Origin of the sequence: Yersinia vastinensis (assembly GCF_902726565.1) — a bacterium.
Classification (GTDB): Bacteria; Pseudomonadota; Gammaproteobacteria; order Enterobacterales; family Enterobacteriaceae; genus Yersinia; species Yersinia vastinensis.
Genome location: NZ_CACVAF010000009.1, coordinates 21955 through 44851, shown reverse-complemented (window position 1 = coordinate 44851; position 22897 = coordinate 21955). Strand labels below are relative to the sequence as shown.

The window sequence follows — 22897 nt, the reverse complement described above, 5'->3', positions numbered from 1 at the left end:
TACCCTGACCTCTTATCTGTGTCATAACATCCCCGCCCAGTGGCGATAAATTCTATACAATATAATGATAAAAAAGACCCGCAATGATACGGGCGAAGCGCGGTTTAAAACAAGTGATAGCCCTGTAATGATGGGCTTAGATGAAAAAAAACCGCCTCCATAGAAGCGGTTTGATCAGCGAATATCTTGTGACTTATTCGCCGGGATTACGGCTACGACCACGTGAAGATGGGCCTGCCGGGCGGCGTTGACCATCAGCCTGGCTGCGTGGGCGGCTGTTACGGCTATCACCGCGACCTGCTGCGCCACCCCCATTTTGCGAACGGCCCGCGTTGCTACCACGCCCCATACCCGGACGTTGTGCTCCACGGCCTTGACGGCCATTTTGAATCGGATCTGCTTTGATGCTCGGGTCCGGCTCATAACCATCCAGCGCAATACGTGGAATTTCACGCTTCAGTAAGCGCTCGATATCACGCAGCAATTTATGCTCATCTACACAGACTAAAGAAATTGCTTCACCAGTACGTTCCGCGCGGCCAGTACGACCAATACGGTGTACGTAATCTTCCGGTACGTTTGGCAATTCATAGTTAACCACATGCGGTAACTGATCGATGTCCAAACCACGGGCAGCGATATCCGTCGCCACCAAGACACGGATTTTGCCGTCTTTAAAATCGGCCAATGCACGAGTACGCGCCCCTTGGCTCTTATTACCGTGAATTGCCGCGGCAGTAATGCCGTCTTTATTCAACTGTTCAGCTAAATGGTTAGCGCCGTGCTTGGTACGGTTAAACACCAAGACTTGCTGCCAATTACCTTCGCCAATCATCTGGGACAGCAATTCACGTTTGCGGTTTTTATCCACAAAATGAACGCTTTGCGCAATTTGCTCAGATGCGGTATTGCGACGAGCCACTTCAACTGACGCTGGATTGTGCAGCAGTTTGCTCGCCAATCCTTTAATTTCATCAGAGAACGTCGCGGAGAACAGCAGATTCTGGCGTTTAGCGGGCAGTTTCGCCAATACACGACGGATATCATGAATAAAGCCCATATCCAGCATGCGGTCGGCTTCGTCCAATACCAAAATCTCAATCTTGGACAAGTCAACTGCGTTCTGATGTTCCAGATCCAGTAAACGACCAGGCGTTGCGACCAAAATATCAACGCCACCACGCAATTTCATCATCTGTGGATTGATGCTCACGCCGCCAAATACTACCAGCGAACGCAGCTTCAAATATTTGCTGTAACTTTGTACGTTTTCATCAATCTGCGCAGCCAGTTCACGGGTCGGCGTCAAAATCAACGCACGGACAGGACGACGGCCTTTAATGGGCTGTTGGTTCTGACTCAATAGTTGCAACAATGGCAAGGTGAAACCAGCGGTTTTACCTGTACCGGTTTGCGCACTGGCCATTAAATCGCGGCCTTCCAGTACCACAGGGATTGCCTGACGTTGAATTGGCGTCGGCACAAGGTAGCCCTGCTCTTCAACAGCACGCAGGATGTCGGCGTTTAGGCCGAGAGAATCAAATGACATATTACGAGAAGCTCCAGATCTTCCCAATCCCGACGATATCGTCAGGTGCAGTTTCAAGGGAAGATTATCAGACGAGGTATGAATTGAGGCATTACCACGAGGATTGGCACAAACTGCAGTGCACCATTGCGGCTGATTATAACAGATGTTTAGCAAGAAAAGGGATATTTACACGTTTCTTAAGATTTTTATTAGTTTAAACATCAGAAAAATTGATTTATGGCTGGCGATTGCTACAACTTAGAAAACAAAAATGGGGCTTTTGGCCGACATAACTTTACAGAACCACAAGAGCGGCCTAAAGTTAATCATATGATTGATTTATTATTTAGCTATCTATTAATATTTGTAAAAATAATATTCACTGAGTATGAAGCCCATGCCCAATTCATCAATACCACCAATGCCTATGACGGCCCGCGGTGAGCAAGCCCGCCAGCAGTTGATACAAGCAGCGACCGAATTGTTCGGTGAGCTGGGTTTGAAAGGCGCCACCACGCGTGATATCGCCCAGCGTGCGGGTCAGAATATTGCTGCAATAACCTACTATTTCAATTCCAAAGAAGGTCTATATCTGGCAGTTGCGCAGCAAATTGCCGATTTTATCAAGCAAGCCTTCGCACCCTTGGCACAGGAAATTGAGCAGTTCCTCTTACTGCCTTCCCAAGAGCAACATCCTGAGCAGCAATTACATTATATTCGCCGAGGACTGCTGGAATTCAGCCATTTGATGACACAGCCTGAAACCCTGAATATCAGCAAAATAATGGCACGCGAGCAGCTTTCTCCCAGCGATGCCTATCTGCTGATACACACACAAGTCATTGCGCCATTACACCAAAAATTGAATTTGCTGCTGGCCGCATTTATTGGCGCTGATGCTAATGCCACTAAAACTATTCTTCATACTCATGCATTGATCGGTGAGGTTCTGGCTTTTCGTATGGGACGTGAAACTATCCGTCGGCAAGCCGGATGGCTGGACATTGGTTATGCAGAAAGTGAAATGATTAATCAGGTACTTATCGAGCATATTGACCTGCTTCTTCATGGCTTACGGGCCAAAAATTTAGGGTGAAATAACTCATCATTTTTTTAATGAAACTTGTGGTAATAGAATCAGTAACAGATAGGGAGCATTATGAATCGCAAGAAGATTATAGTGGCCGTCGTTATTGTTGCGCTGTTGGCGGCGCTAGGTTATGGATGGCATTATTATCGTCAGCAACAGGACGCAGCATTAACGTTATACGGCAATGTTGATATCCGCACAGTGAATCTCGGTTTTCGGGTGGGTGGCCGTCTGGCGTCATTATCCGTTGATGAGGGAGATAAAATCCAACCGGGACAGGCGCTAGGAAAACTGGATGATGGCCCTTATCTCAATGCACTCAAACAGGCACAGGCCAATGTGCAAAGTGCTCAGGCGCAGTTGGCTTTACTGAAAGCCGGGTATCGAGAAGAAGAAATTGCTCAGGTAAAATCTGAAGTTTCTCAACGTGAAGCCGCATTCAGTTATGCCGATAGCTTCCTAAAACGCCAGCAAGGATTGTGGGCAAATAAAGCCACTTCTGCCAACGAATTAGAAAATGCCCGTACGGCGCGTAATCAGGCACAAGCAAATCTACAAGCGTCAAAAGACAAACTCGCTCAATATTTGAGTGGCAATCGCCCGCAGGAAATAGCCCAAGCCGAGGCCAATCTCGCCCAGAGTGAAGCCGAACTGGCGCAAGCTCAATTGAATTTACAAGACACCATTCTACTCTCACCATCCTTAGGCACTGTACTAACTCGCGCAGTAGAGCCGGGCACAATTTTATCTGCCAGCAATACGGTATTTACCCTCTCGCTCACCGATCCCGTCTGGGTACGAGCCTATGTCAGTGAACGCCATTTGGGTCAAGCGATTCCGGGGACAGAGGTAGAGATCTTTACTGATGGCCGCCCAAACAAACCTTATCACGGCAAAATAGGGTTTGTTTCACCGACAGCTGAATTTACCCCTAAAAGCGTTGAAACACCGGACTTGCGTACCGACTTAGTTTATCGCTTGCGAATTATCATCACCGATGCTGATGAGTCACTGCGACAAGGTATGCCCGTTACCGTCCGTTTTGTGCAACCTTAAGGCGGTATGAGTTATGAATGGAGTCCAGCATCTTATTACTCTGGAAGGGGTCGAAAAGTCTTTCCCCGAATTGGATAGACCTGCCGTTGCCAGTCTGACCACGGAAATTCGCAGCGGAGCGGTCACTGGTTTGGTTGGGCCGGATGGTGCGGGTAAGACCACATTGCTCCGCATGCTGGCAGGGCTGCTAAAACCAAGCCTTGGAAAGATAACCGTTGTCGGCCTAGATCCACTGGAAAATGATCGCCAGTTACATTCAATTCTTGGTTATATGCCGCAAAAGTTTGGTTTATACGAAGATTTGACGGTCATGGAGAACCTGACGCTGTATGCTGACCTGCGTGGCGTGACCGGAGAAGAGCGGCGCCAGACCTTCGAACGCCTGCTGACATTTACTGATTTGACTCGATTCACAGAGCGGCTGGCTGGCAAACTCTCTGGCGGGATGAAACAGAAACTTGGATTAGCCTGTACCTTGGTCGGTCAACCCAAAGTTTTACTATTGGATGAACCGGGGGTGGGTGTTGACCCTATCTCGCGCCGAGAGTTATGGCGCATGGTTCATGAGTTGGCCAGTGACGGAATGCTTATCTTGTGGAGCACATCCTATCTGGATGAAGCAGAGCAGTGCCGCGAAGTCTTACTGCTCAATGAAGGTAAATTACTGTATAGCGGCGCGCCTCAAAATCTGACACAACGCATGAGTGGGCGCACAATTCTGGTCGCTACCCGAACGGGAACTAACCGTAAATTACTGCAACATGCACTAACAATGCCTCAAGTCAGCGATGGTGTTATTCAAGGAAAATATGTGCGGCTAATCCTTAAGCCGGATGTGGATCACCGCCAAATTTTGTCACTTTTAAATCAACCCAATGCCGAGATGATGGAGGCAGAACCGCGCTTTGAAGATGCTTTTATCGACCTGTTAGGTGGTGGCCCAGCCAGTGAATCTGCACTGGCAAAGATAATGCCCAAGGTTGAAGGCAGCCACGATGAGACGGTGATTGAAGCCCAAGAGTTAACGAAAAAATTTGGTGATTTTGCCGCAACTGACCACGTTAACTTTCAGGTTAAACGCGGCGAAATATTCGGCTTACTCGGCCCAAACGGAGCGGGGAAATCAACCACTTTTAAAATGATGTGTGGGTTATTGGTGCCCAGTTCAGGCAAAGCATTAGTGCTGGGAATGGACTTAAAAACCAGTTCAGGTAAAGCACGGCAACATTTAGGGTATATGGCACAGAAATTCTCCCTGTATGGCAACCTGACTGTTGAGCAAAATCTAAAGTTTTTCTCCGGTGTTTATGGGCTACAAGGCAGTACCCAGCGCGACAAAATAACAGACATGATCTCGGCCTTTAATTTCACCCCGATTCTTAGGCAAACCCCGGACTCACTGCCGCTGGGTTTTAAACAGCGTCTGGCACTGGCTTGTGCCTTAATGCATGAACCCGACATTCTGTTTCTTGATGAACCGACCTCCGGTGTCGACCCACTCACTCGCCGTGAGTTCTGGCTACATATTAATGGAATGGTAGATAAAGGTGTCACTGTCATGGTCACCACCCACTTTATGGATGAAGCGGAGTACTGTGACCGCATCGGGCTGGTTTATCGCGGTAAAATTATTGCGGCGGGTACGCCAGACGAGCTAAAGCAGCAAGTTGCTACTGATGAGAATCTTAACCCATCGATGGAAGAAGCATTTATCGGGCTGGTTCAGCGCTATGACCAGCAAAATGATAAGGAGCAACAGCCATGACTGAACCACAGTCATCCTCCGCAAATACACTGCCGGCAAATAAGGGAGAGACTTATCAGGATACCGGATTTTCCTGGCGTCGCCTGCGTGCATTATGTCGTAAAGAGACCCGACAAATTCTGCGAGACCCAAGCAGTGGCTTGATCGCCTTTGTCATCCCGTTGTTGTTACTGTTTATTTTTGGCTATGGTATCAATCTGGATTCCAGCAAACTGCATGTCGGCATTTTGATGGAGCAACAGAGCAAACCTGCGCAAGATCTCGCTAATGCTTTTGCCAGTTCGCCGTATATTTCTCCACAAATCAGTGATAACCGCCATGCCCTGATTCAGGCGATGCAAGCTGGTAAAATTCGTGGATTAATCGTCATTCCTAATGATTTTGCCGAACAACTGGCACGGCCAGAAAGCAAAGCTCCCATTCAGGTGATTACCGACGGTAGTGAACCCAATACTGCCAACTTTGTGCAAGGTTATGCGCAAGGGGTATGGCAAATCTGGCAACAACAGCAGGCACAAAATCTAGGGCAAAAAAATGATCCACTGATTGAGATACAAGTGCGCTATTGGTTTAACCCAGCCGCCATCAGCCGACACTTTATTATTCCCGGTGCCATCACCATTATTATGACGGTAATTGGTGCAATCTTAACTTCGCTTGTCATTGCGCGCGAGTGGGAACGCGGCACCATGGAAGCGCTGCTCTCCACACAAGTCACCCGCAGTGAATTACTGTTGTCGAAACTCGTCCCCTATTACGTTCTGGGCATGATTGCGATGGCCCTTTGTATGGCGGTGTCAGTATTTATCCTAGGCGTGCCTTATCGAGGCTCCTTGTGGATATTATTTGTTATCACCAGCCTGTTTTTAGCCAGCACACTAGGGATGGGGCTGTTAATCTCAACGATTACGCGCAATCAATTTAATGCCGCCATGATAGCGCTGAATGCCGCCTTCCTACCGGCAGTCATGCTCTCGGGCTTTATTTTTGAAATTGATAGTATGCCCGCAATTGTTCGTGCTGTGACCTATATCATCCCTGCCCGCTATTTTGTCAGCAGCTTGCAAACCCTATTTCTAGCGGGAAATATCGGGACGGTTCTGGTGGTTAATCTGCTGTTTTTAATAGCATCAGCCGCGGTATTTATTGGCCTGACTGCATGGAAAACGCATCGCAGGTTAGATTAAAGGAAGAGAATATGTTTCATCGCCTCTATACATTGATTATTAAAGAGTTACAGTCGCTGCTGCGTGAACCGCAGACCCGTGCGATATTAATCATGCCGGTGATATTGCAAGTGATCTTATTCCCATTTGCCGCCACGCTAGAAGTCACCAATGCCACAATTGCCATTTACAGCGAAGACAGTGGAAAAGCCTCGGTAGAGCTGACACAGCGCTTTGCTAAAGCCGAAGCATTTTCTAATGTGTTGCTGCTGCATAGTCCGCAAGAGATTAAGCCCGTAATTGATAACCAGAAAGCGCTGCTACTGATCCGCTTCCCGGAACAGTTCAGTGCCGATTTGGCCAATGGTAAAACCACCCAATTGCAGCTGGTGCTGGATGGACGCAATTCCAACAGCGCCCAGATAGCCGCAAATTACATTCAGCAAATAGTCCAAGAGTACCAACAGGAATTAACCCACGGTCAAATCAAACCCAATAACAGCGAGTTGGTTATCCGAAATTGGTATAACCCGAATTTGGATTACAAATGGTTCGTTGTGCCATCATTGATTGCGATGATTACGACGATTGGCGTGCTGATTGTGACGTCATTGTCAGTGGCACGTGAACGGGAGCAGGGTACGCTGGAACAGTTATTGGTTTCACCGTTAACAACGTGGCAAATTTTTATCGGTAAAGCAGTACCAGCACTGATTGTTGCTACTTTTCAAGCCACTATCGTGTTGTTTATTGGTATCTTTTTCTACCAAATCCCCTTCGCAGGATCGCTGGCACTCTTTTACGGCACCATGCTGCTTTACGGCCTGTCGCTGGTTGGCTTCGGCTTATTGATTTCATCATTATGCTCAACTCAGCAGCAAGCGTTTATCGGCGTGTTTGTCTTTATGATGCCCGCCATTCTGCTTTCGGGTTACGTCTCGCCGGTGGAGAACATGCCAATCTGGCTGCAAAATATTACTTGGATCAATCCTATTCGCCACTTTACTGATATTACTAAACAGATTTACCTCAAAGATGCCAGCTTCGATATTATCTGGAGCAGTTTATGGCCACTGCTGGTCATTACAGCGACCACGGGGAGTATGGCGTATGCGATGTTTAGGCGGAAAATAGCTTAAATGTTAACTCGTTGATTTAGCTCTGTTCATAAGTAAGACGGCGAAGAGTGAATGAATATTAACCGAAACCTTATCCGCTACTTTAACAAGCAGGCAGACCTCAATTCTTAAAAAACAAAAAGGGCACCAACTTGGTGCCCTTCATCAAAGTCTTAAACTACCAGCTTAAGCTGGATCAGAGTTAACGGCGGTTGCCGAAAATCCGCAATAACATCAAGAACAAGTTGATGAAATCAAGATACAGGGTCAATGCGCCGACGATAGAATATTTACGGAAATTATCTCTATCATTAGAATCCAACTGTGCGCCCATATTTTTTAGCTTCTGGGTATCATAAGCAGTCAGACCAACAAACACCAACACACCGATATAAGTGACAGCCCACATCAATGCCGGGCTTTTCAGCCAGATATTAACGATAGAAGCCAACACAATACCGATCAACCCCATAAACAGCATGCTCCCCATACCACTCAAATCACGTTTAGTGGTATAGCCGTACACACTCATCGCACCAAACATCCCGGCACAAATAATAAAAGTGCTAGCAATAGAAGCGCCGGTGTACATGATAAGAATGCTAGAAAGTGTCAGGCCCGTCAGTGCCGAATACAACATAAATAGGCTGGTTGCCATTGAACCGCTTAAGCGATTGACCATGCCAGAAATCACAAACACCAAACCTAACTGAGCAATAATCAGCCCGAAAAAGGTGATCTGGCTGGAGAAGATAAAATTCAATACCGCAGGCGTATTCGCTGCGTACCAGGCGACAACCGCCGTTAATAACAGACCACAGGTCATCCAGCCGTATACCTGCGCCATATATGCCTGAATGCCAGAGTTGGCACGTTCGACAATTGAACCATTAGAGCGTGGATAGCGATCCATGGTAGTTACCTTATGCATATAAATAATGATACAGGCTATCAGCTGACAGCCCACCGACTCTTTAAGGGTATCACAGAAATAGGGCAAACAAGGGAGTAAAAATAGGTATTTAAGGCTAATCTTTACACGGGTTTACGTACAGTTTACCAGCGCTTGGCCGCCGCATGATCACTGTCTCGCGATTCGACCCAACGCTCACCCTCAGCAGTGGCTTCCCGTTTCCAGAAAGGTGCTCGCGTTTTTAGATAGTCCATAATGAATTCTGCCGACTCAAACGCCATACTGCGGTGGGCGCTGGTCACACCCACAAAAACAATTTCGTCACCGGGAAATAGCGGCCCTACCCGATGGATCACCGAGACCCGCTGCAGTGGCCAGCGACTACGCGCTTGGGCAATAATTTCACCCAGTGCCTTTTCTGTCATGCCGGGATAATGCTCCAGCGTCAGAGCACTGACATTGGCACCAAGATTATGGTTACGCACTTTGCCAGTAAAAGTCACTACCGCCCCATCTTCATCACACTGTGATAGCCACTGATATTCATCGCCAACATTGAATGGCTCCGATCCAACACGGATACGGGTATTTTCCATGATCAACCTCCGGTAACCGGTGGGAAGAATGCCACTTCATCGCCCGCAACTAATGGGTGTTGAGCATTGACCAGCGATTGATTCACCGCCGTGAGCAATTTGCCCTCTTCCAGCGCTAACTGCCAGCGCTCACCACGTTGACACAAAGATTGTCGCAGAGCATCGACGGTAGGGAACTCTGCCGCCAGTTGCAGGCGGTCAGTCCCTACCAGCTCACGGACTTGAGCAAAAAATAGAATCTCAATCATGTGTTCACCTTAAAATCACCTGATTTACCGCCACTTTTTGCAAGCAGGCGAACCGGGCCAATTATCATGTCTTTTTGTACAGCCTTGCACATATCGTAAATTGTTAATGCTGCAACGGATGCCGCCGTCAAGGCTTCCATTTCCACCCCAGTTTTACCGGTTAAACGGCAGCAAGATTCAATGCGAACCCGATTGTGTTCCGGCTGCGCCTCCAGTTGGACTTCCACCTTGGTGAGCAACAACGGATGGCACAATGGAATCAATTCCCAGGTGCGTTTCGCCGCCTGAATCCCGGCAATGCGCGCGGTGGCGAAGACATCGCCTTTATGATGGCTGCCCTCAATAATCATCGCCAATGTCGCGGTATGCATCTCAACAAAAGCTTCCGCTCGCGCTTCACGTACAGTTTCAGCTTTGGCTGAAACATCCACCATATGTGCTTCACCAGCGGCATTAATGTGAGTCAGTTGGGTCATATTCATTATCCCTTCGTTCTTGACGTTGCAGGGGTGTTCGCTACGTTCTTGACGTTGCAGACAATCAGCCACCAATAAACGATAAATTCTGTGTGATGCCGCTATTGCCTTGATGCAAGAAATGGGTTTGTTTCTTGGTTTGCAATGCACTCTGAATCCGCGCCATTAATTCATATTGTTGATCATCGCTGCTCAGCAAGTCGCGTAGCGTAATACCTTGCTCACCAAATAAGCATAAATGCAGATTTCCCAGCGCTGAAACACGCAGGCGGTTGCAACTGGCACAGAAATCTTTCTCATATGGCATGATAAGCCCCACCTCACCCAGATAGTCTGGGTGGTGAAACACCTGAGCCGGGCCATCGCTGCGTGCGCGCTCTTGCTGTTGCCAACCTTGTTGGAGTAACTGCTGACGAATGATGTCACCGGAAACATGGTGTTTACGGAATAGATTGCCACCCTCTCCAGTTTCCATCAGTTCAATAAATCGCAACTGAATAGGTCTGGATTTTATCCAATGAAGGAATGCCGCCAGATTACGATCATTGACATCTCGCATCAGCACAGCATTGATTTTGACTTTCTCAAAACCAGCATCAAAGGCGGCATCAATGCCTTGCATAACCTGTTGAAATTTATCTTGCCCAGTAATGGCATGGAACTGCCGAGGATCGAGGCTATCAACGCTGACATTAATGGCTGTCAACCCTGCCTCACGCCATTGGGCGGCATCACGCGCTAAACGATAGCCATTAGTGGTTACCGCCAAAGTACGGATCGCTGGGTTTTGCCGGATAGTGGCAATGATATCGGTGAAATCGCGTCGCATAGACGGCTCGCCGCCAGTTAGACGAATTTTCTCCGTGCCCAACAAGGCAAAAGCACGGCTAACCCGGCTTATCTCGTCAAGGCTTAGAAAACTTTTCAATCCGTCCGGACGATAGCCATCAGGCAGACAATACGTGCAACGAAAATTGCACACATCGGTAATCGATAGGCGCAAGTAATAAAACTTGCGCGCAAATGCGTCAGTCAGTTGTACCATAACACCTTTCCAAATACGGGAGATGCAGGCATTTCTACCTCGCACCCTGGTGGCTTATCGCCACGGCCAGAACATCATATTGTCGGTAAGAGAAACAACGTAGACGCTAAGGCTAGGAGTTTGCGTTCAGTCACTGCTTTAAGCAGTGAGCGAACCATGGTTAAAAAAGCAAAACTCATCACGACTGTTAATCGCTAAAAACCTCACTTTTCCTAGAGATTCTAACGCTAAAACGGCAGGATAGCCAATTGCTGTTTTTCGCTATATATTTTTATATACAACGACTTATACAACAAAACACCTTGTTATTGAGCTTATTTTAATCGGTGGCTAATACTTTGTTTAAAATCACGAAAATCATGGCTTTTATCGCGTTTTAACGTCAAATCCATTAACGTATGCAGCAATTTCACTATTAGCTACGCTGTAAGAGCTAGGCAACACTATTTTTGACAGGAAACATATGCGAAATCGCACATTAGCGGATCTTGACCGGGTGGTTGCATTAGGCGGAGGACACGGTCTAGGGAGAGTTATGTCAGCACTTTCCCCATTAGGCTCGCGTCTGACCGGTATTGTTACCACCACCGATAATGGCGGTTCAACCGGCCGTATACGTCGTTCTGAAGGCGGAATCGCTTGGGGGGATACGCGTAATTGCCTGAATCAGTTAATAACCGAGCCAAGTGTTGCCTCTGCTATGTTTGAATATCGCTTTACTGGTAATGGCGAATTGGCGGGCCATAATTTGGGCAATTTAATGCTCAAAGCACTGGATCATCTGAGCATCCGGCCAATTGAAGCCATCAATTTGGTACGCAGCTTGCTGAAAGTCGATGCTTGGTTAATCCCAATGTCAGAACAACCGGTAGATTTACTGGCTATCGATCATGAAGGGCATCCGGTATACGGCGAAGTGAATATTGACCAACTAGCACATATGCCACAAGAGATGCTGCTATCGCCCCATGTCCATGCAACAAAGGAAGCGATTGAAGCGATCAGTCAGGCCGATGTCATCTTAATCGGGCCGGGCAGCTTTTTAACCAGTTTGATGCCACTTTTGCTGCTAGATGACCTAACGCAAGCTTTGCGGCGCAGTTCTGCCAGCATGATTTATATTGGCAACCTAGGGCGAGAGCTCAGTGTGGCTGCTGCAGAACTGTCGTTGCATGAAAAACTGGCTATCATGGAAGAAAAGATTGGCCGAAAAATAATTGATGCAGCAATCGTTAGCCCGCGTATCGATATTAGCGGTGTTACGGACAGAATTATTGTTCAGCAGCCGTTGGAAGCCAAAGATATCCCTTACCGCCATGACCGTGAATTGCTGCGTCAGGCACTGGAAACCACGTTACAGCAATTGGGTGGCGCAAGCCCAACACCGTTGAGCTGAGAACGTTATTTTCTGATCTGCTCCTGCAAAGCAGCGTTAGCATTCATATGGATATAAAGCGCTTCTACTTTAGCCCGTGCCCATGGGGTACGGCGTAAAAACTTCAAGCTCGATTTAATGCTGGGGTCACTGGTGAAACAATTGATTCGAATACGGTATGCCAGCTCTTCCCAGCCATAATGATCTACCAGCTTAGTCAGTAACTGTTCCAGAGTAATGCCGTGTAGTGGATCTTTGGATGAGTGGTCGCTCATGATTTATCTCGCGCTTTTATGATGACGATTTTATCAGCCGCACACCTTAATCAGGATCGGTTGATGCGACAAGCAAAATTCCCAATTTATCACCCCGCTATTTTACATATCACGGGGTGATCCCCTGAACATCAAGATATTGCAATAAACTGTTGGCGCAGTTGATGAACCTGATCACGTAACTCCGCCGCCTGCTCAAACTCAAGATTTTGTGCGTGCGTATACATCTTCGCTTCCAACTCACGGATTTTCTGATCGAGTGCTTTAGGTGGCAATGATTGATAATTGTCAGTATCAGCCACTTTGCTACCCCGCCCCTTCCCTTTACCACGGGTCGAAGGCTGGCCTAATTGCAAGATATCGCCAATTTTTTTATTCAACCCTTGAGGGATAATGCCGCGCTCTTCATTGTATGCTTGCTGTTTAGCCCGACGCCGTTCAGTTTCACCAATGGCTTTCTCCATTGACGCAGTAATTCGGTCACCATAGAGAATCGCTTTACCATTGAGATTACGCGCCGCACGGCCAATCGTCTGGATTAAGGAACGCTCAGAACGCAAGAAGCCTTCTTTGTCGGCATCCAAAATGGCAACTAAGGAAACTTCTGGCATATCCAACCCTTCCCGCAGCAAGTTGATGCCCACCAGCACATCAAATTCGCCTAGGCGTAAATCACGAATAATCTCCACCCGCTCAACAGTATCAATATCCGAATGCAGATAACGCACACGAGCGCCATGCTCTTCCAGATATTCCGTGAGATCTTCGGCCATACGTTTAGTCAGTGTGGTAACCAGCACCCGCTCGTTAATAGCGGCCCGAATACGGATCTCCGACAGCAAGTCATCTACCTGAGTGGCCACTGGACGAACTTCAATCACGGGGTCAAGCAAGCCCGTTGGCCGCACCACTTGATCAACCACCTCGCCGCCAGATTTCTCCAACTCATATTTACCCGGTGTGGCTGAAACATAGATGGTCTGTGGGGCTAACGCCTCAAATTCTTCAAAACGCATTGGACGGTTATCCAACGCTGATGGCAGCCGGAAGCCATATTCCACTAATGTTTCTTTACGTGACCGGTCACCTTTGTACATCCCACCAATTTGCGGGATGGTGACGTGGGATTCATCCACAATCAATAAGCCATCGGCGGGCAGATAATCAAATAAGGTTGGAGGTGGCTCACCCGGCCCACGGCCAGAAAGATAGCGAGAATAGTTTTCAATACCAGAGCAGTAACCCAGCTCATTCATCATTTCAAGATCAAATTGAGTGCGCTGGGTAATACGCTGTTCTTCCAGCAATTTATTGTTCGCTAAGAGCACCTGACGCCGCTCGGCCAATTCAACTTTAATCTCTTCCATCGCCTGCAAGATACGTTCTCGCGGGGTAACATAGTGTGTTTTAGGATAAACCGTAAAACGTGGAACTTCGTGCTGTAGCTGCCCTGTTAGCGGGTCAAATATGGATAACCGCTCAACCTCTTCATCAAACAACTCTACCCGCAATGCCCACTCATCGGATTCTGCCGGGAAGATGTCAATGACCTCACCCCGCACACGGAAAGTCCCGCGCTGAAAGACTTGATCATTACGGCTGTATTGCAGCTCTGATAAGCGACGTAGAATTGAGCGCTGGTCAATAATCATCCCCTTGGTCAAATGCAACATCATTTTCAGATACAAATCTGGGTCACCCAAGCCATAAATGGCAGAGACCGAGGCGACCACGACCACATCCCGTCGTTCTAACAATGCTTTGGTTGCAGATAGCCGCATCTGCTCGATATGTTCGTTTACAGAAGCATCTTTCTCGATAAAGGTGTCAGAGCTTGGGACATAAGCTTCAGGCTGGTAGTAATCATAGTAAGAGACGAAATATTCCACCGCATTCTCGGGAAAGAACTCTTTCATCTCGCCATAAAGCTGGGCGGCCAATGTTTTATTTGGCGCTAAGACCATCGTTGGGCGGTTCAAATCAGCAATAACATTTGCGACGGTAAAAGTCTTACCGGATCCCGTTACCCCCAACAGTGTCTGATGGGCCAGACCATTTTCTAACCCTTCTTCCAATTTACGGATGGCCTCAGGCTGATCGCCTGCTGGCTTAAACTCAGAATGTAGTTTGAATGGTTTACTCATGAATTTGCTACCCGCCGGAGAATTGCACACTGTCAGGAGGCTAATTATGAAAGCCCCATGGATTTTTGCCACCGCTATGATACTGGATATAAAACCAGCTTAAAACAGTAAAATGCCTTAATTTGCCTAACCACCATATTGTTTGCATCGTTACAGTGACATGTTGCTCTCGTTTGCACACTAAAAGTGTTTTTATCCCCAGCCATTAACATAAACACATTATTCATAGTTAATTGATTAAAGATCATCCATCCATCAAGGTTATCTTTTTTGAGTGCTTGATTTTAACTAACTCATTGAAAAAACAAATTTTTATTAAAAAGTCGAGAATCCGGACAACTGGAGCCAAAGCCGCGCCGGCTCTCGCTTGCCACCAGTTTTCTATCGCTCATGCACAAGGTTATCCACAGGAATGGTGGATAACTCATTCCACCCCATAAGGGCCGCGTGTTGGCGAAAAGCGAAGGTTAGCGATGAAATAGAGACAAACTGACTTTTTTAGTGTTTTTTTTACATTTTTATTTCGCCGCATATTTCAATTAGTACTAAGTAAACTATTTGCTAATTCTATAAAGTTCGTCTTCTGCTATCGCCATGTAGACAGTTCTCTCCCCCAAAATTGTTACTGCACCATTATTTTCGCCTTGGCACTGCTTGAGTGCAATGAAGCACTGTTCATCGCTGTTCCCCGTCGTCGCCTCGGCCCTTCTTAACCCTATTTATGCATTAAAACCATTTACAGCTCGTTAACATGCGAGTTTTCATTCGGACTCTGTCAACTTGGCCCAAGAGTTGCTTTATATCTCTACGAAACGAAGAAATGAAAGGAGGAATGCGCTAAAGCAGTGCATAACATCAATTGACCAAGAAGCTCTCATAAATAGGGTGATAAAGGGTGAAAATACCCCATTGATGTCATTTTATGCCGCTATCAGCTGACTTTACATCAATTTACACTCACAACCACCCACTAGAGATGTGGTGTTTTATGCTGCAATGCCGCTATCAAGTATGCAGATTTGCTGGTTAATTCTTCACTAGCCGTTACAGAACACCGGGACACCTGTGAACTACTGAGATCGACTGAGGAGAAGCACTGATGCTGAGTTTAACCGCTGTAAATCAATACTATGGTCAGAATCATATCTTATGGGATATCAATCTAGAGCTTCCTCGTGGCCAATGCACTTGTCTGATTGGCCGCAATGGCGTGGGTAAAACCACGTTAATTAATTGCATCATGGGGCATTTACCGATTAAGAGTGGCACCATGACTTGGCAACCTAACCACGAACCACCACAGAATTTACTACAGCAACCGGTCGAGGGGCGCACCGCGCTGGGCATCGGCTATGTTCCGCAAGGGCAGCAGATATTCTCTCAACTGAGTGTTGAGGAAAATATGTTGATCGCCGTGTTAGCAGGTCGGCATAAGTCACACCCGATTCCAAGCTGGGTTTTTGATTTATTCCCCCAGTTACATGATAAACGCCTCCAGCGTGGCGGAGAACTCACTCGCCATCAGCAGCAACAATTGGCTATCGCCAGAGCCTTAGTTGCCGAACCAGAATTGCTGATCCTTGATGAACCGGGAAGCGGCACATTACCCCCACTAAGTGAAGATATCGGCAATATTTTGCATCAACTCAGCCGTAGCCTTGGTATGACCGTGTTACTGGTTGAACATCGATTGCCTTTTATTCAACATGTTGCTGATCGGTTCTGTTTGATGGCGGGAGGGCGAAATGTGGCACAAGGGACATTAGAGCAATTGGATGAAAAGATGATTATCGAGCATTTAGCCAGTTGATTGGGCTATGGATATTTTTCGCTTGTCCTGTTTGGTTCCGGTAACAGGGCTAATCTTCTATTAGCCCTGAGGTTGTTGACATCCAAGAGGCCGCTACACCCCCGTCGGTACATTCTTCCTAATCATGGGGTGTGCCAGCAATCCCAAATCCAGATACTCCCCCAGATTGCAGCATGTCATCGCGGGTAAAGTCTTCAAATCCGTCAAATGAGGGATAACACCCAGTAATGGTGCCTTTATCATCTGCGTTAATGTTGCCAAATATTCCGATTGCCGCGTACCTGCGGGTATCACCTCATTGGCGACCCAGCCGGCCAGCGTCAATCCCGCTTGCTCGATAGCCAAAGCTGTCAGCAATGCATGATTGATGCACCCCAACTTAACCCCAACAACCATAATGACTGGCAATTGCTCTTGCTGTACCCAATCGGCAAAAGTTGCTTGTGCAGAAAGTGGCGTAAACCAACCTCCAGCCCCTTCTACCAGTACCCAATCCGCAGTTTGCTCAAGTTGGCGTAAGCCATGCGATAAAGCAGGCAAATGAATCTCACGCCCTTCGCTTATGCTGGCAATATGTGGTGAGGTGGCCTCCCGCAAGGTCAGTGGATTAACCTGCGCGTAACTCAACATCTCAGTACTGTTAGCCTGTAGTGCCAAAGCATCACTGTTGCGTAATCCGTCAACCGTCATCTGGCTGCCCGAGGCCACTGGTTTATACCCTGCGGTGCGGTAACCCATCATTTCTGCGGCTTGCAGTAATGCACAACTGGCGACAGTTTTACCGACATCGGTATCTGTGCCGGTGATAAACCAACGTTTAATCACGATAAATTACCCCATAAACCAAATGGTAACTCAACGGGCAGTAGCCAGATTGCGTGTTATAGGCGCGTTGCAACGCCATCAAGCGTTGACGGCCACTTAACCCGGCCTCACGCCCCTGATGCAAATGCGTGGCCCCAATACCCTGTAGCGAGCGCATAAGAGCAATGACGTCTGGAAATTGCTGCTGATACAACTGCGGTGTCAGGGTATGTCGATAGTCTTGGCAAGCGGCACTAATATGCTGAAATGAAAGAAAATCGTTCACATGTCGTTTACCATCAACTTGTTGCCACGCCTGCCCTAACTCATCAAGAGACCCCTTCGCCAGAGTAGAGAATAAAATGATTCCACCCGGGCGCGTGACTCGGTGCAACTCAGCCAGTGCGAGCGGTAAATCAGCACACCACTGCACCGCTAAATGACTAAAACAGATATCAACGGATTGATTAGACAGAGGAATAGATTCGATATCACCGAGTAGATAGTCATCAGCCTGCTGCTGCTGCTGCGCGTGCGCCAACATGCCTGCAGCCAGATCCAGCGCAATGACATGCTTGCCGAGTTCACGCCAGCGGCGGCTAAAATGCCCGGTGCCACATCCGGCGTCCAACACTGAATGTCCAGAATATTGCGCGCCAAGTGCCAGTAAGATTTCACCTGTTTGGCGCTGCATATCAGCCGCAGTATCGTAGCTACCCGCCGCTCGGCTAAAGGCTGCCGCAATTGCCTGTTTATTCACTGTTGATTTATTCTCAGCCCATGTTGACCGTAGGTTTTCAGTGGCAAATGCCATAAAGCACCTCCAATAACCGGTCAATATCCTCACGGCGGTGGGCGGCACTTAGTGTAATGCGCAGCCTGGCTCCTCCCGGTGGAACGGTCGGTGGCCGAATCGCCGTAACCCATAATCCTGCGGTGCGCAGTTGATCTGCCAATGCTAACACTTGCTGATTATCCCCTACCCGCAATGGCTGGATGGCTGTTTCAGATTCCCCTAATGACAATGGTAACTCTGCTACACCACGACGAAATTGTGCAATGCGCTGTTGAAGCCGCTGGCGTAAATCATCACCTTGCTGAATACGTTTTAATGCCGCTTGCAAAGCAACTGCCTGTGCTGGAGGCATCATGGTGCTGTAAATCAGATGACGAGCATATTGCAGCAAATATTCGGCTACCGGCTCCTGACACAACACCGCTGCGCCACTTAAACCAAATGCTTTACCAAAAGTGACCACCAGCAGCTCAGGTTTCACCCCTTGCGCCCAGCAACTGCCCCTCCCCGCCTCACCTCGCACACCAATGCCATGCGCATCGTCCACTAATAACCAGCCCCCGGCTGATGCGCTCTGCCGTTGCAACTCGGCCAACGGTGCACTGTCACCATCCATGCTGAAAACCCCTTCAGTCACCACCAAAGTTTGACCGGAGCAAGGCTTATTCAACAGATTTTGCAATGAATCGGCTTGATTATGGGCAAAGCGCCGTAATTGAGCCGGAGAGTGCGCCGCGGCTTCCAACAAAGATGCATGGCTGAGTTTATCCGCCAATATCCGATCATCAGCGCCCGCCAACGCCGCCAATACCCCTTGGTTCGCAGCATAGCCAGAGATGAATAATAAGGCGCGCGGATATCCCAACCACTCAGCTAATTGCTGCTCTAGTTGAGCATGAGGTTGGCTATAGCCCGTCACATGGCCGGAACCACCACTGCCTACACCATAGCGCGACGCCCCTTGCTGCCAAGCGGCAATCACTTCTGGGTCCTGACTTAGCCCCAAATAGTCATTGCTGGAAAAGTTAAGATATTCTTGATCGCCTCGCTGCAACCAGCGCCCGTTGACGCTATTGTTGACTTGGCGGGTACGATAGGCCAATGCTTCGCGCCGCTGTTGCAGCCCGATTTCAATCTTGTTGTGCCAGCTCATCAGACTGCCGCGTTATAAAATTGAGCACTGTCTGCGTGCAGCAATTGCTTGGTTAATGCTTGTTGCTGTTCATGAATACCCTGCTCTGTCGCTGTCTGTTGCGGGTTCAACCCCAGTTTACGAAATAGCTGCAAATCTTTATCTTCTTCAGGGTTCGGCGTTGTCAGTAGTTTGCAGCCGTAGAAGATGGAGTTAGCGCCCGCCATAAAGCACATCGCTTGCGTTTGCTCGTTCATTTGCTCACGCCCGGCAGAGAGTCGCACATAGGATGTTGGCATCATGATGCGGGCTACCGCGATGGTGCGAATAAACTCAAACGCATCGACATCTTCGTTATTTTCGAGCGGCGTCCCTTTTACTTTGACCAGCATGTTGATCGGCACGCTTTCCGGTGGTTTGGGCAAGTTTGCCAGTTCTACCAATAATCCGGCTCGGTCACGCACGGTTTCGCCCAATCCAACAATTCCACCGGAGCACACTTTGATTCCGGCATCGCGAACTTCACTTAACGTATCGAGCCGCTCCTGGTAGCTGCGGGTGGTTATGATGCTGCCGTAGAATTCTGGCGAGGTATCTAAATTGTGGTTGTAATAATCCAACCCGGCCTCGGCCAAACGGTGGGCTTGTTGCTTATCCAGTGTGCCAAGGGTCATGCAGGTTTCCATCCCCATCGCTTTAACCCCTTCCACCATTTTTTCCAAATAAGGCATATCGCGCTCATGGGGATTTTTCCAGGCAGCGCCCATACAAAAACGGGTCGAGCCGGCAGCTTTGGCTTTTTTAGCGGACTCCAGCACTTGCTCAACCTGCATTAAGCGTTCGCTTTCTAATCCGGTTTTATAGCGGGAACTTTGTGGACAATATTTGCAATCTTCCGGACAAGCGCCGGTTTTAATTGACAACAGCGTGCTGACTTGTACCTGACGAGGGTCAAAATGTTGACGATGAATTTGCTGTGCTTCAAACAACAAATCCAGCAGCGGTTTTTCAAACAGGGCCTGGGCTTGCCCGACTGTCCAGCGAATATAATTTGCCATTACAGCTTCTCCAAGGAAGAGAAAAAAGTGTCGCCAGTGTAAATAAACTCGATATACTGTCAACCATTCTTGCATCAATTTGGTTTACAACAAATCCCCATGACACCTTCTGACCTAGCCTTCGACCAACGCCATATCTGGCATCCCTACACTTCAATGACCGACCCGCTCCCCTGCTATCCCGTTGTGGCAGCCGAAGGCGTTGAGTTGCAGTTGGCTGATGGTCGACGCCTGATTGATGGCATGTCGTCATGGTGGGCAGCTATTCATGGCTATAATCATCCGGCACTAAATCATGCTGCACATCAGCAGTTAGATGAGATGTCGCATGTTATGTTTGGCGGAATTACCCATCCACCGGCGGTCAAAGTGTGTCGGCAATTAGTCGATATGACCCCGACAGAGCTGGAATGTGTGTTTTTAGCCGATTCTGGTTCAGTCGCGGTGGAAGTGGCACTAAAAATGGCGTTGCAATATTGGCAGGCGAAAGGGGAACGGCGGCAGCGAATTTTGACACTACGCCATGGTTACCATGGCGATACTTTCGGCGCAATGTCGGTTTGTGATCCTCAAAATTCCATGCACAGCTTGTATCAGGGTTATCTGGCAGAAAATCTGTTTGCCACGGCCCCACAATGCCGATTTGATCAGCCGTGGGATCCTGAAGACATCACAGATTTTGCCGCGATGCTAGGTAAACACGCCCATGAGATTGCTGCAGTAATTCTGGAGCCAGTGGTGCAAGGTGCCGGTGGGATGCGTATCTATCACCCTGATTATTTACGCGAGGTACGAGCATTGTGCAATCAACACAATATTTTGTTGATTGCCGATGAAATTGCCACGGGTTTTGGCCGTACCGGTAAATTATTTGCCTGTGAGCATGCGCAAATCGTGCCGGATATTCTCTGTTTGGGTAAGGCGCTTACGGGGGGATATCTGACGTTATCCGCCACACTGACTACCCGTAAGGTGGCTGAAATTATCAGTAACGGTGAGGCTGGCTGCTTTATGCATGGGCCGACATTTATGGCCAACCCACTGGCTTGTGCTGTTGCCTCCGCTAGCCTGAATTTGTTGGCTGAAAATCACTGGCAGCAGCAGGTTATGTCGATAGAAAACCAATTAAAACAGGCATTACTCCCACTAGTAGAGCGCCAAAACGTCGCAGATGTACGGGTGCTGGGGGCCATTGGGGTTGTTGAAATGAAAGAAGCGGTTAATGTTGCTCGCTTGCAACGCAGTTTTGTCGAACGTGGGGTGTGGATACGGCCTTTCGGTAAGCTAATTTACCTGATGCCACCTTATATTATCTCGCCAGAGGCGCTAACCCAGCTCACAGATGCTGTAGCTGACGCAGTAAATAAGCGCTAATAACATAATTTAATAGGTGTAATTGTCGATGTCAGTCGGAATGCGGGCAGCGCACAGTAACCGGAATCTACACAGAATACGTGAGGACGACAGGCACTGCCCAAATTCAAAATGACAAGTAAAATAGCCTATCGCGCCAGGATACTTACCCACATTGGGCCTTTACCTACCGGATAACGGCCTAAGGTTGTCAGTTGGCCACTGTTCTGATCGATTCGGTACACGGCAATATGATCAGATTTTTGCCCGGAGGAGATCAGGAAATGACCGCTGTGGTCGATATTGAAACCGCGCGGTTGTGCTTCTGTCGGATGATGCCCCACCAACGAAATTTCACGCCCATCGTCAGAGACACTGAAAATGCTGAGCAAGCTGGCTGTACGGTCACTGATATATAAATGGCGACCATTTGGGGTGATATGGATATCAGCCGCCCAGCAGGTATCGGTAAAGTCAGTTGGCATCGCATTCACAGTTTGAATTAACTGATATTCCTGCCCGTTATTACTGATCTGATAAACATCAACCGAGCTATTCAGTTCATTGACACAGTATGCAACGTGATGATTTGGATGGAAATCCATATGACGTGGACCCGCTCCGGTAGCAACAGTGATATCTGTTTGTGCATGTGGGGCCAGTTTGCCATCAACACTCAAATCAAATAGCCGCACTTTGTCTTCTTTCAGACAAGGCACCAACAGAATCTGATTAGTTGGGTCAATATTTGCCGAATGAGGCGCAGGTAAGCCGTCTAATTGCTGAATAGGTGCCTGCACCACGCCATGTTCATCAATAGGGCTGATGCTCACGCAGTTGAAACTATAAGAAGCAGAGAACAAGAAGCGGCCTTGCAAATCCGTACCAATATGTGTCGGGCTACCAGGAAGTGGCGCCATACCGGCTGCGGTCAACGTCCCCTCATCGCTAATATTGTAGCTGACAATACCGAAATCAGGGCGCACCCCAACATAGAGATGACGCTGGTTCGGGTTGATTGTCATTGGCTGTACCTGACCCGGCACCTCGACTGTTTGCAGTAAGGTTAATTCACCGGCGGAATCTAATTGCCAGACGTGAATCTGCTGACTGTCTGGGCTTGCCACGTAAACCACTTGCTTCATC

At 48.2% G+C, this 22897-nt stretch carries 21 protein-coding genes and 1 riboswitch; of the genes, 8 read left to right on the top strand and 13 right to left on the bottom strand.

The window, feature by feature from the left end:
• Positions 1-193 precede the first annotated feature (193 nt).
• A complete protein-coding gene (rhlE, locus tag HUZ92_RS14650; protein WP_050098800.1) occupies positions 194-1549 on the bottom strand; it encodes an ATP-dependent RNA helicase RhlE in 1356 nt (451 codons plus the stop codon).
• Positions 1550-1919: 370 nt separating this feature from the next.
• Here rhlE and cecR point away from each other — a divergent pair, with 370 nt between their 5' ends.
• From cecR to HUZ92_RS14625, 5 genes are all read left to right on the top strand, one after another.
• Positions 1920-2627 (top strand): transcriptional regulator CecR, encoded by a 708-nt coding sequence (gene cecR, locus HUZ92_RS14645; protein ID WP_050098801.1) that lies wholly within the window; start codon positions 1920-1922, stop codon positions 2625-2627.
• Positions 2628-2690: 63 nt separating this feature from the next.
• Complete coding sequence (hlyD, locus tag HUZ92_RS14640; protein ID WP_050098804.1) at positions 2691-3677, top strand: secretion protein HlyD; 987 nt, start codon at positions 2691-2693, stop codon at positions 3675-3677.
• A 13-nt stretch (positions 3678-3690) separates the two neighbouring features.
• Positions 3691-5442 carry an ATP-binding cassette domain-containing protein gene (locus HUZ92_RS14635; RefSeq protein ID WP_050098805.1) on the top strand — a complete coding sequence of 584 codons (1752 nt, stop codon included), beginning with the start codon at positions 3691-3693 and terminating at the stop codon, positions 5440-5442.
• Entirely contained in the window at positions 5439-6629 is a 1191-nt protein-coding gene (locus HUZ92_RS14630) for an ABC transporter permease (protein WP_145579900.1), read from the top strand. Before HUZ92_RS14635 ends, HUZ92_RS14630 begins: the two co-directional genes overlap by 4 nt.
• A gap of 11 nt (positions 6630-6640) precedes the next feature.
• Positions 6641-7747, top strand: coding sequence for an ABC transporter permease (locus HUZ92_RS14625; protein ID WP_050098809.1), 1107 nt, complete (start codon positions 6641-6643; stop codon positions 7745-7747).
• A gap of 181 nt (positions 7748-7928) precedes the next feature.
• On the opposite strand, the gene HUZ92_RS14620 is transcribed toward HUZ92_RS14625, so the two are convergent.
• The 5 genes from HUZ92_RS14620 to moaA form a co-directional block, all read right to left on the bottom strand.
• Positions 7929-8639 (bottom strand): Bax inhibitor-1/YccA family protein, encoded by a 711-nt coding sequence (locus HUZ92_RS14620; protein WP_050098811.1) that lies wholly within the window; start codon positions 8637-8639, stop codon positions 7929-7931.
• A 143-nt stretch (positions 8640-8782) separates the two neighbouring features.
• On the bottom strand, positions 8783-9235 hold the full coding sequence (gene moaE, locus HUZ92_RS14615; protein WP_050098813.1) for a molybdopterin synthase catalytic subunit MoaE: 453 nt from the start codon (positions 9233-9235) through the stop codon (positions 8783-8785).
• 2 nt (positions 9236-9237) lie between these two features.
• Entirely contained in the window at positions 9238-9483 is a 246-nt protein-coding gene (gene moaD / locus HUZ92_RS14610; RefSeq protein WP_050098815.1) for a molybdopterin synthase sulfur carrier subunit, read from the bottom strand.
• Entirely contained in the window at positions 9480-9959 is a 480-nt protein-coding gene (gene moaC, locus HUZ92_RS14605; RefSeq protein WP_050098817.1) for a cyclic pyranopterin monophosphate synthase MoaC, read from the bottom strand. The genes moaD and moaC overlap by 4 nt, the downstream gene beginning before the upstream one ends.
• A gap of 64 nt (positions 9960-10023) precedes the next feature.
• Positions 10024-11004: a GTP 3',8-cyclase MoaA gene (gene moaA / locus HUZ92_RS14600; RefSeq protein ID WP_050098820.1), complete on the bottom strand. Its 981-nt coding sequence runs from the start codon at positions 11002-11004 to the stop codon at positions 10024-10026.
• Positions 10991-11135: riboswitch (molybdenum cofactor riboswitch) on the bottom strand. It overlaps the preceding gene by 14 nt.
• Positions 11136-11467: 332 nt before the next feature.
• On the opposite strand from moaA, the gene HUZ92_RS14595 reads away from it, so the two are divergent.
• Entirely contained in the window at positions 11468-12400 is a 933-nt protein-coding gene (locus tag HUZ92_RS14595) for a gluconeogenesis factor YvcK family protein (protein WP_050098822.1), read from the top strand.
• Between the two features lie 5 nt (positions 12401-12405).
• Here HUZ92_RS14595 and HUZ92_RS14590 read toward each other — a convergent pair whose 3' ends face one another.
• Both HUZ92_RS14590 and uvrB read right to left on the bottom strand, forming a co-directional pair.
• Entirely contained in the window at positions 12406-12654 is a 249-nt protein-coding gene (locus tag HUZ92_RS14590) for a VF530 family protein (protein WP_050098824.1), read from the bottom strand.
• Positions 12655-12785: 131 nt separating this feature from the next.
• Complete coding sequence (gene uvrB, locus HUZ92_RS14585) at positions 12786-14798, bottom strand: excinuclease ABC subunit UvrB (protein ID WP_050141022.1); 2013 nt, start codon at positions 14796-14798, stop codon at positions 12786-12788.
• A 1099-nt stretch (positions 14799-15897) separates the two neighbouring features.
• On the opposite strand from uvrB, the gene HUZ92_RS14580 reads away from it, so the two are divergent.
• The gene (locus HUZ92_RS14580; RefSeq protein WP_145579901.1) at positions 15898-16608 is read left to right on the top strand and encodes a branched-chain amino acid ABC transporter ATP-binding protein; all 711 of its coding nucleotides are present in this window, start codon (positions 15898-15900) and stop codon (positions 16606-16608) included.
• Positions 16609-16701: 93 nt separating this feature from the next.
• On the opposite strand, the gene bioD is transcribed toward HUZ92_RS14580, so the two are convergent.
• From bioD to bioB, 4 genes are read right to left on the bottom strand one after another with little or no spacing between them, the layout of a single operon-like run.
• Entirely contained in the window at positions 16702-17433 is a 732-nt protein-coding gene (gene bioD / locus HUZ92_RS14575; protein ID WP_050141023.1) for a dethiobiotin synthase, read from the bottom strand.
• Positions 17426-18226 carry a malonyl-ACP O-methyltransferase BioC gene (bioC, locus tag HUZ92_RS14570; protein ID WP_050098832.1) on the bottom strand — a complete coding sequence of 267 codons (801 nt, stop codon included), beginning with the start codon at positions 18224-18226 and terminating at the stop codon, positions 17426-17428. Before bioC ends, bioD begins: the two co-directional genes overlap by 8 nt.
• Complete coding sequence (bioF, locus tag HUZ92_RS14565; protein ID WP_050098834.1) at positions 18210-19361, bottom strand: 8-amino-7-oxononanoate synthase; 1152 nt, start codon at positions 19359-19361, stop codon at positions 18210-18212. Before bioF ends, bioC begins: the two co-directional genes overlap by 17 nt.
• A complete protein-coding gene (gene bioB, locus HUZ92_RS14560) occupies positions 19361-20398 on the bottom strand; it encodes a biotin synthase BioB (RefSeq protein WP_050098836.1) in 1038 nt (345 codons plus the stop codon). Before bioB ends, bioF begins: the two co-directional genes overlap by 1 nt.
• A 99-nt stretch (positions 20399-20497) precedes the next feature.
• On the opposite strand from bioB, the gene bioA reads away from it, so the two are divergent.
• Complete coding sequence (gene bioA / locus HUZ92_RS14555) at positions 20498-21772, top strand: adenosylmethionine--8-amino-7-oxononanoate transaminase (RefSeq protein WP_050141024.1); 1275 nt, start codon at positions 20498-20500, stop codon at positions 21770-21772.
• Between the two features lie 128 nt (positions 21773-21900).
• Here bioA and pgl read toward each other — a convergent pair whose 3' ends face one another.
• On the bottom strand, positions 21901-22896 hold the full coding sequence (gene pgl / locus HUZ92_RS14550) for a 6-phosphogluconolactonase (protein WP_128451730.1): 996 nt from the start codon (positions 22894-22896) through the stop codon (positions 21901-21903).
• Between the last annotated feature and the right edge of the window lies 1 nt (position 22897).

Coding starts and splice junctions, on each gene's coding strand:
- rhlE (WP_050098800.1), bottom strand. CDS start 1,549: ATGTCATTTGATTCTCTCGGCCTAAACGCCGACATCCTGCGTGCTGTT.
- cecR (WP_050098801.1), top strand. CDS start 1,920: ATGAAGCCCATGCCCAATTCATCAATACCACCAATGCCTATGACGGCC.
- hlyD (WP_050098804.1), top strand. CDS start 2,691: ATGAATCGCAAGAAGATTATAGTGGCCGTCGTTATTGTTGCGCTGTTG.
- HUZ92_RS14635 (WP_050098805.1), top strand. CDS start 3,691: ATGAATGGAGTCCAGCATCTTATTACTCTGGAAGGGGTCGAAAAGTCT.
- HUZ92_RS14630 (WP_145579900.1), top strand. CDS start 5,439: ATGACTGAACCACAGTCATCCTCCGCAAATACACTGCCGGCAAATAAG.
- HUZ92_RS14625 (WP_050098809.1), top strand. CDS start 6,641: ATGTTTCATCGCCTCTATACATTGATTATTAAAGAGTTACAGTCGCTG.
- HUZ92_RS14620 (WP_050098811.1), bottom strand. CDS start 8,639: ATGGATCGCTATCCACGCTCTAATGGTTCAATTGTCGAACGTGCCAAC.
- moaE (WP_050098813.1), bottom strand. CDS start 9,235: ATGGAAAATACCCGTATCCGTGTTGGATCGGAGCCATTCAATGTTGGC.
- moaD (WP_050098815.1), bottom strand. CDS start 9,483: ATGATTGAGATTCTATTTTTTGCTCAAGTCCGTGAGCTGGTAGGGACT.
- moaC (WP_050098817.1), bottom strand. CDS start 9,959: ATGACCCAACTGACTCACATTAATGCCGCTGGTGAAGCACATATGGTG.
- moaA (WP_050098820.1), bottom strand. CDS start 11,004: ATGGTACAACTGACTGACGCATTTGCGCGCAAGTTTTATTACTTGCGC.
- HUZ92_RS14595 (WP_050098822.1), top strand. CDS start 11,468: ATGCGAAATCGCACATTAGCGGATCTTGACCGGGTGGTTGCATTAGGC.
- HUZ92_RS14590 (WP_050098824.1), bottom strand. CDS start 12,654: ATGAGCGACCACTCATCCAAAGATCCACTACACGGCATTACTCTGGAA.
- uvrB (WP_050141022.1), bottom strand. CDS start 14,798: ATGAGTAAACCATTCAAACTACATTCTGAGTTTAAGCCAGCAGGCGAT.
- HUZ92_RS14580 (WP_145579901.1), top strand. CDS start 15,898: ATGCTGAGTTTAACCGCTGTAAATCAATACTATGGTCAGAATCATATC.
- bioC (WP_050098832.1), bottom strand. CDS start 18,226: ATGGCATTTGCCACTGAAAACCTACGGTCAACATGGGCTGAGAATAAA.
- bioF (WP_050098834.1), bottom strand. CDS start 19,361: ATGAGCTGGCACAACAAGATTGAAATCGGGCTGCAACAGCGGCGCGAA.
- bioB (WP_050098836.1), bottom strand. CDS start 20,398: ATGGCAAATTATATTCGCTGGACAGTCGGGCAAGCCCAGGCCCTGTTT.
- bioA (WP_050141024.1), top strand. CDS start 20,498: ATGACACCTTCTGACCTAGCCTTCGACCAACGCCATATCTGGCATCCC.
- pgl (WP_128451730.1), bottom strand. CDS start 22,896: ATGAAGCAAGTGGTTTACGTGGCAAGCCCAGACAGTCAGCAGATTCAC.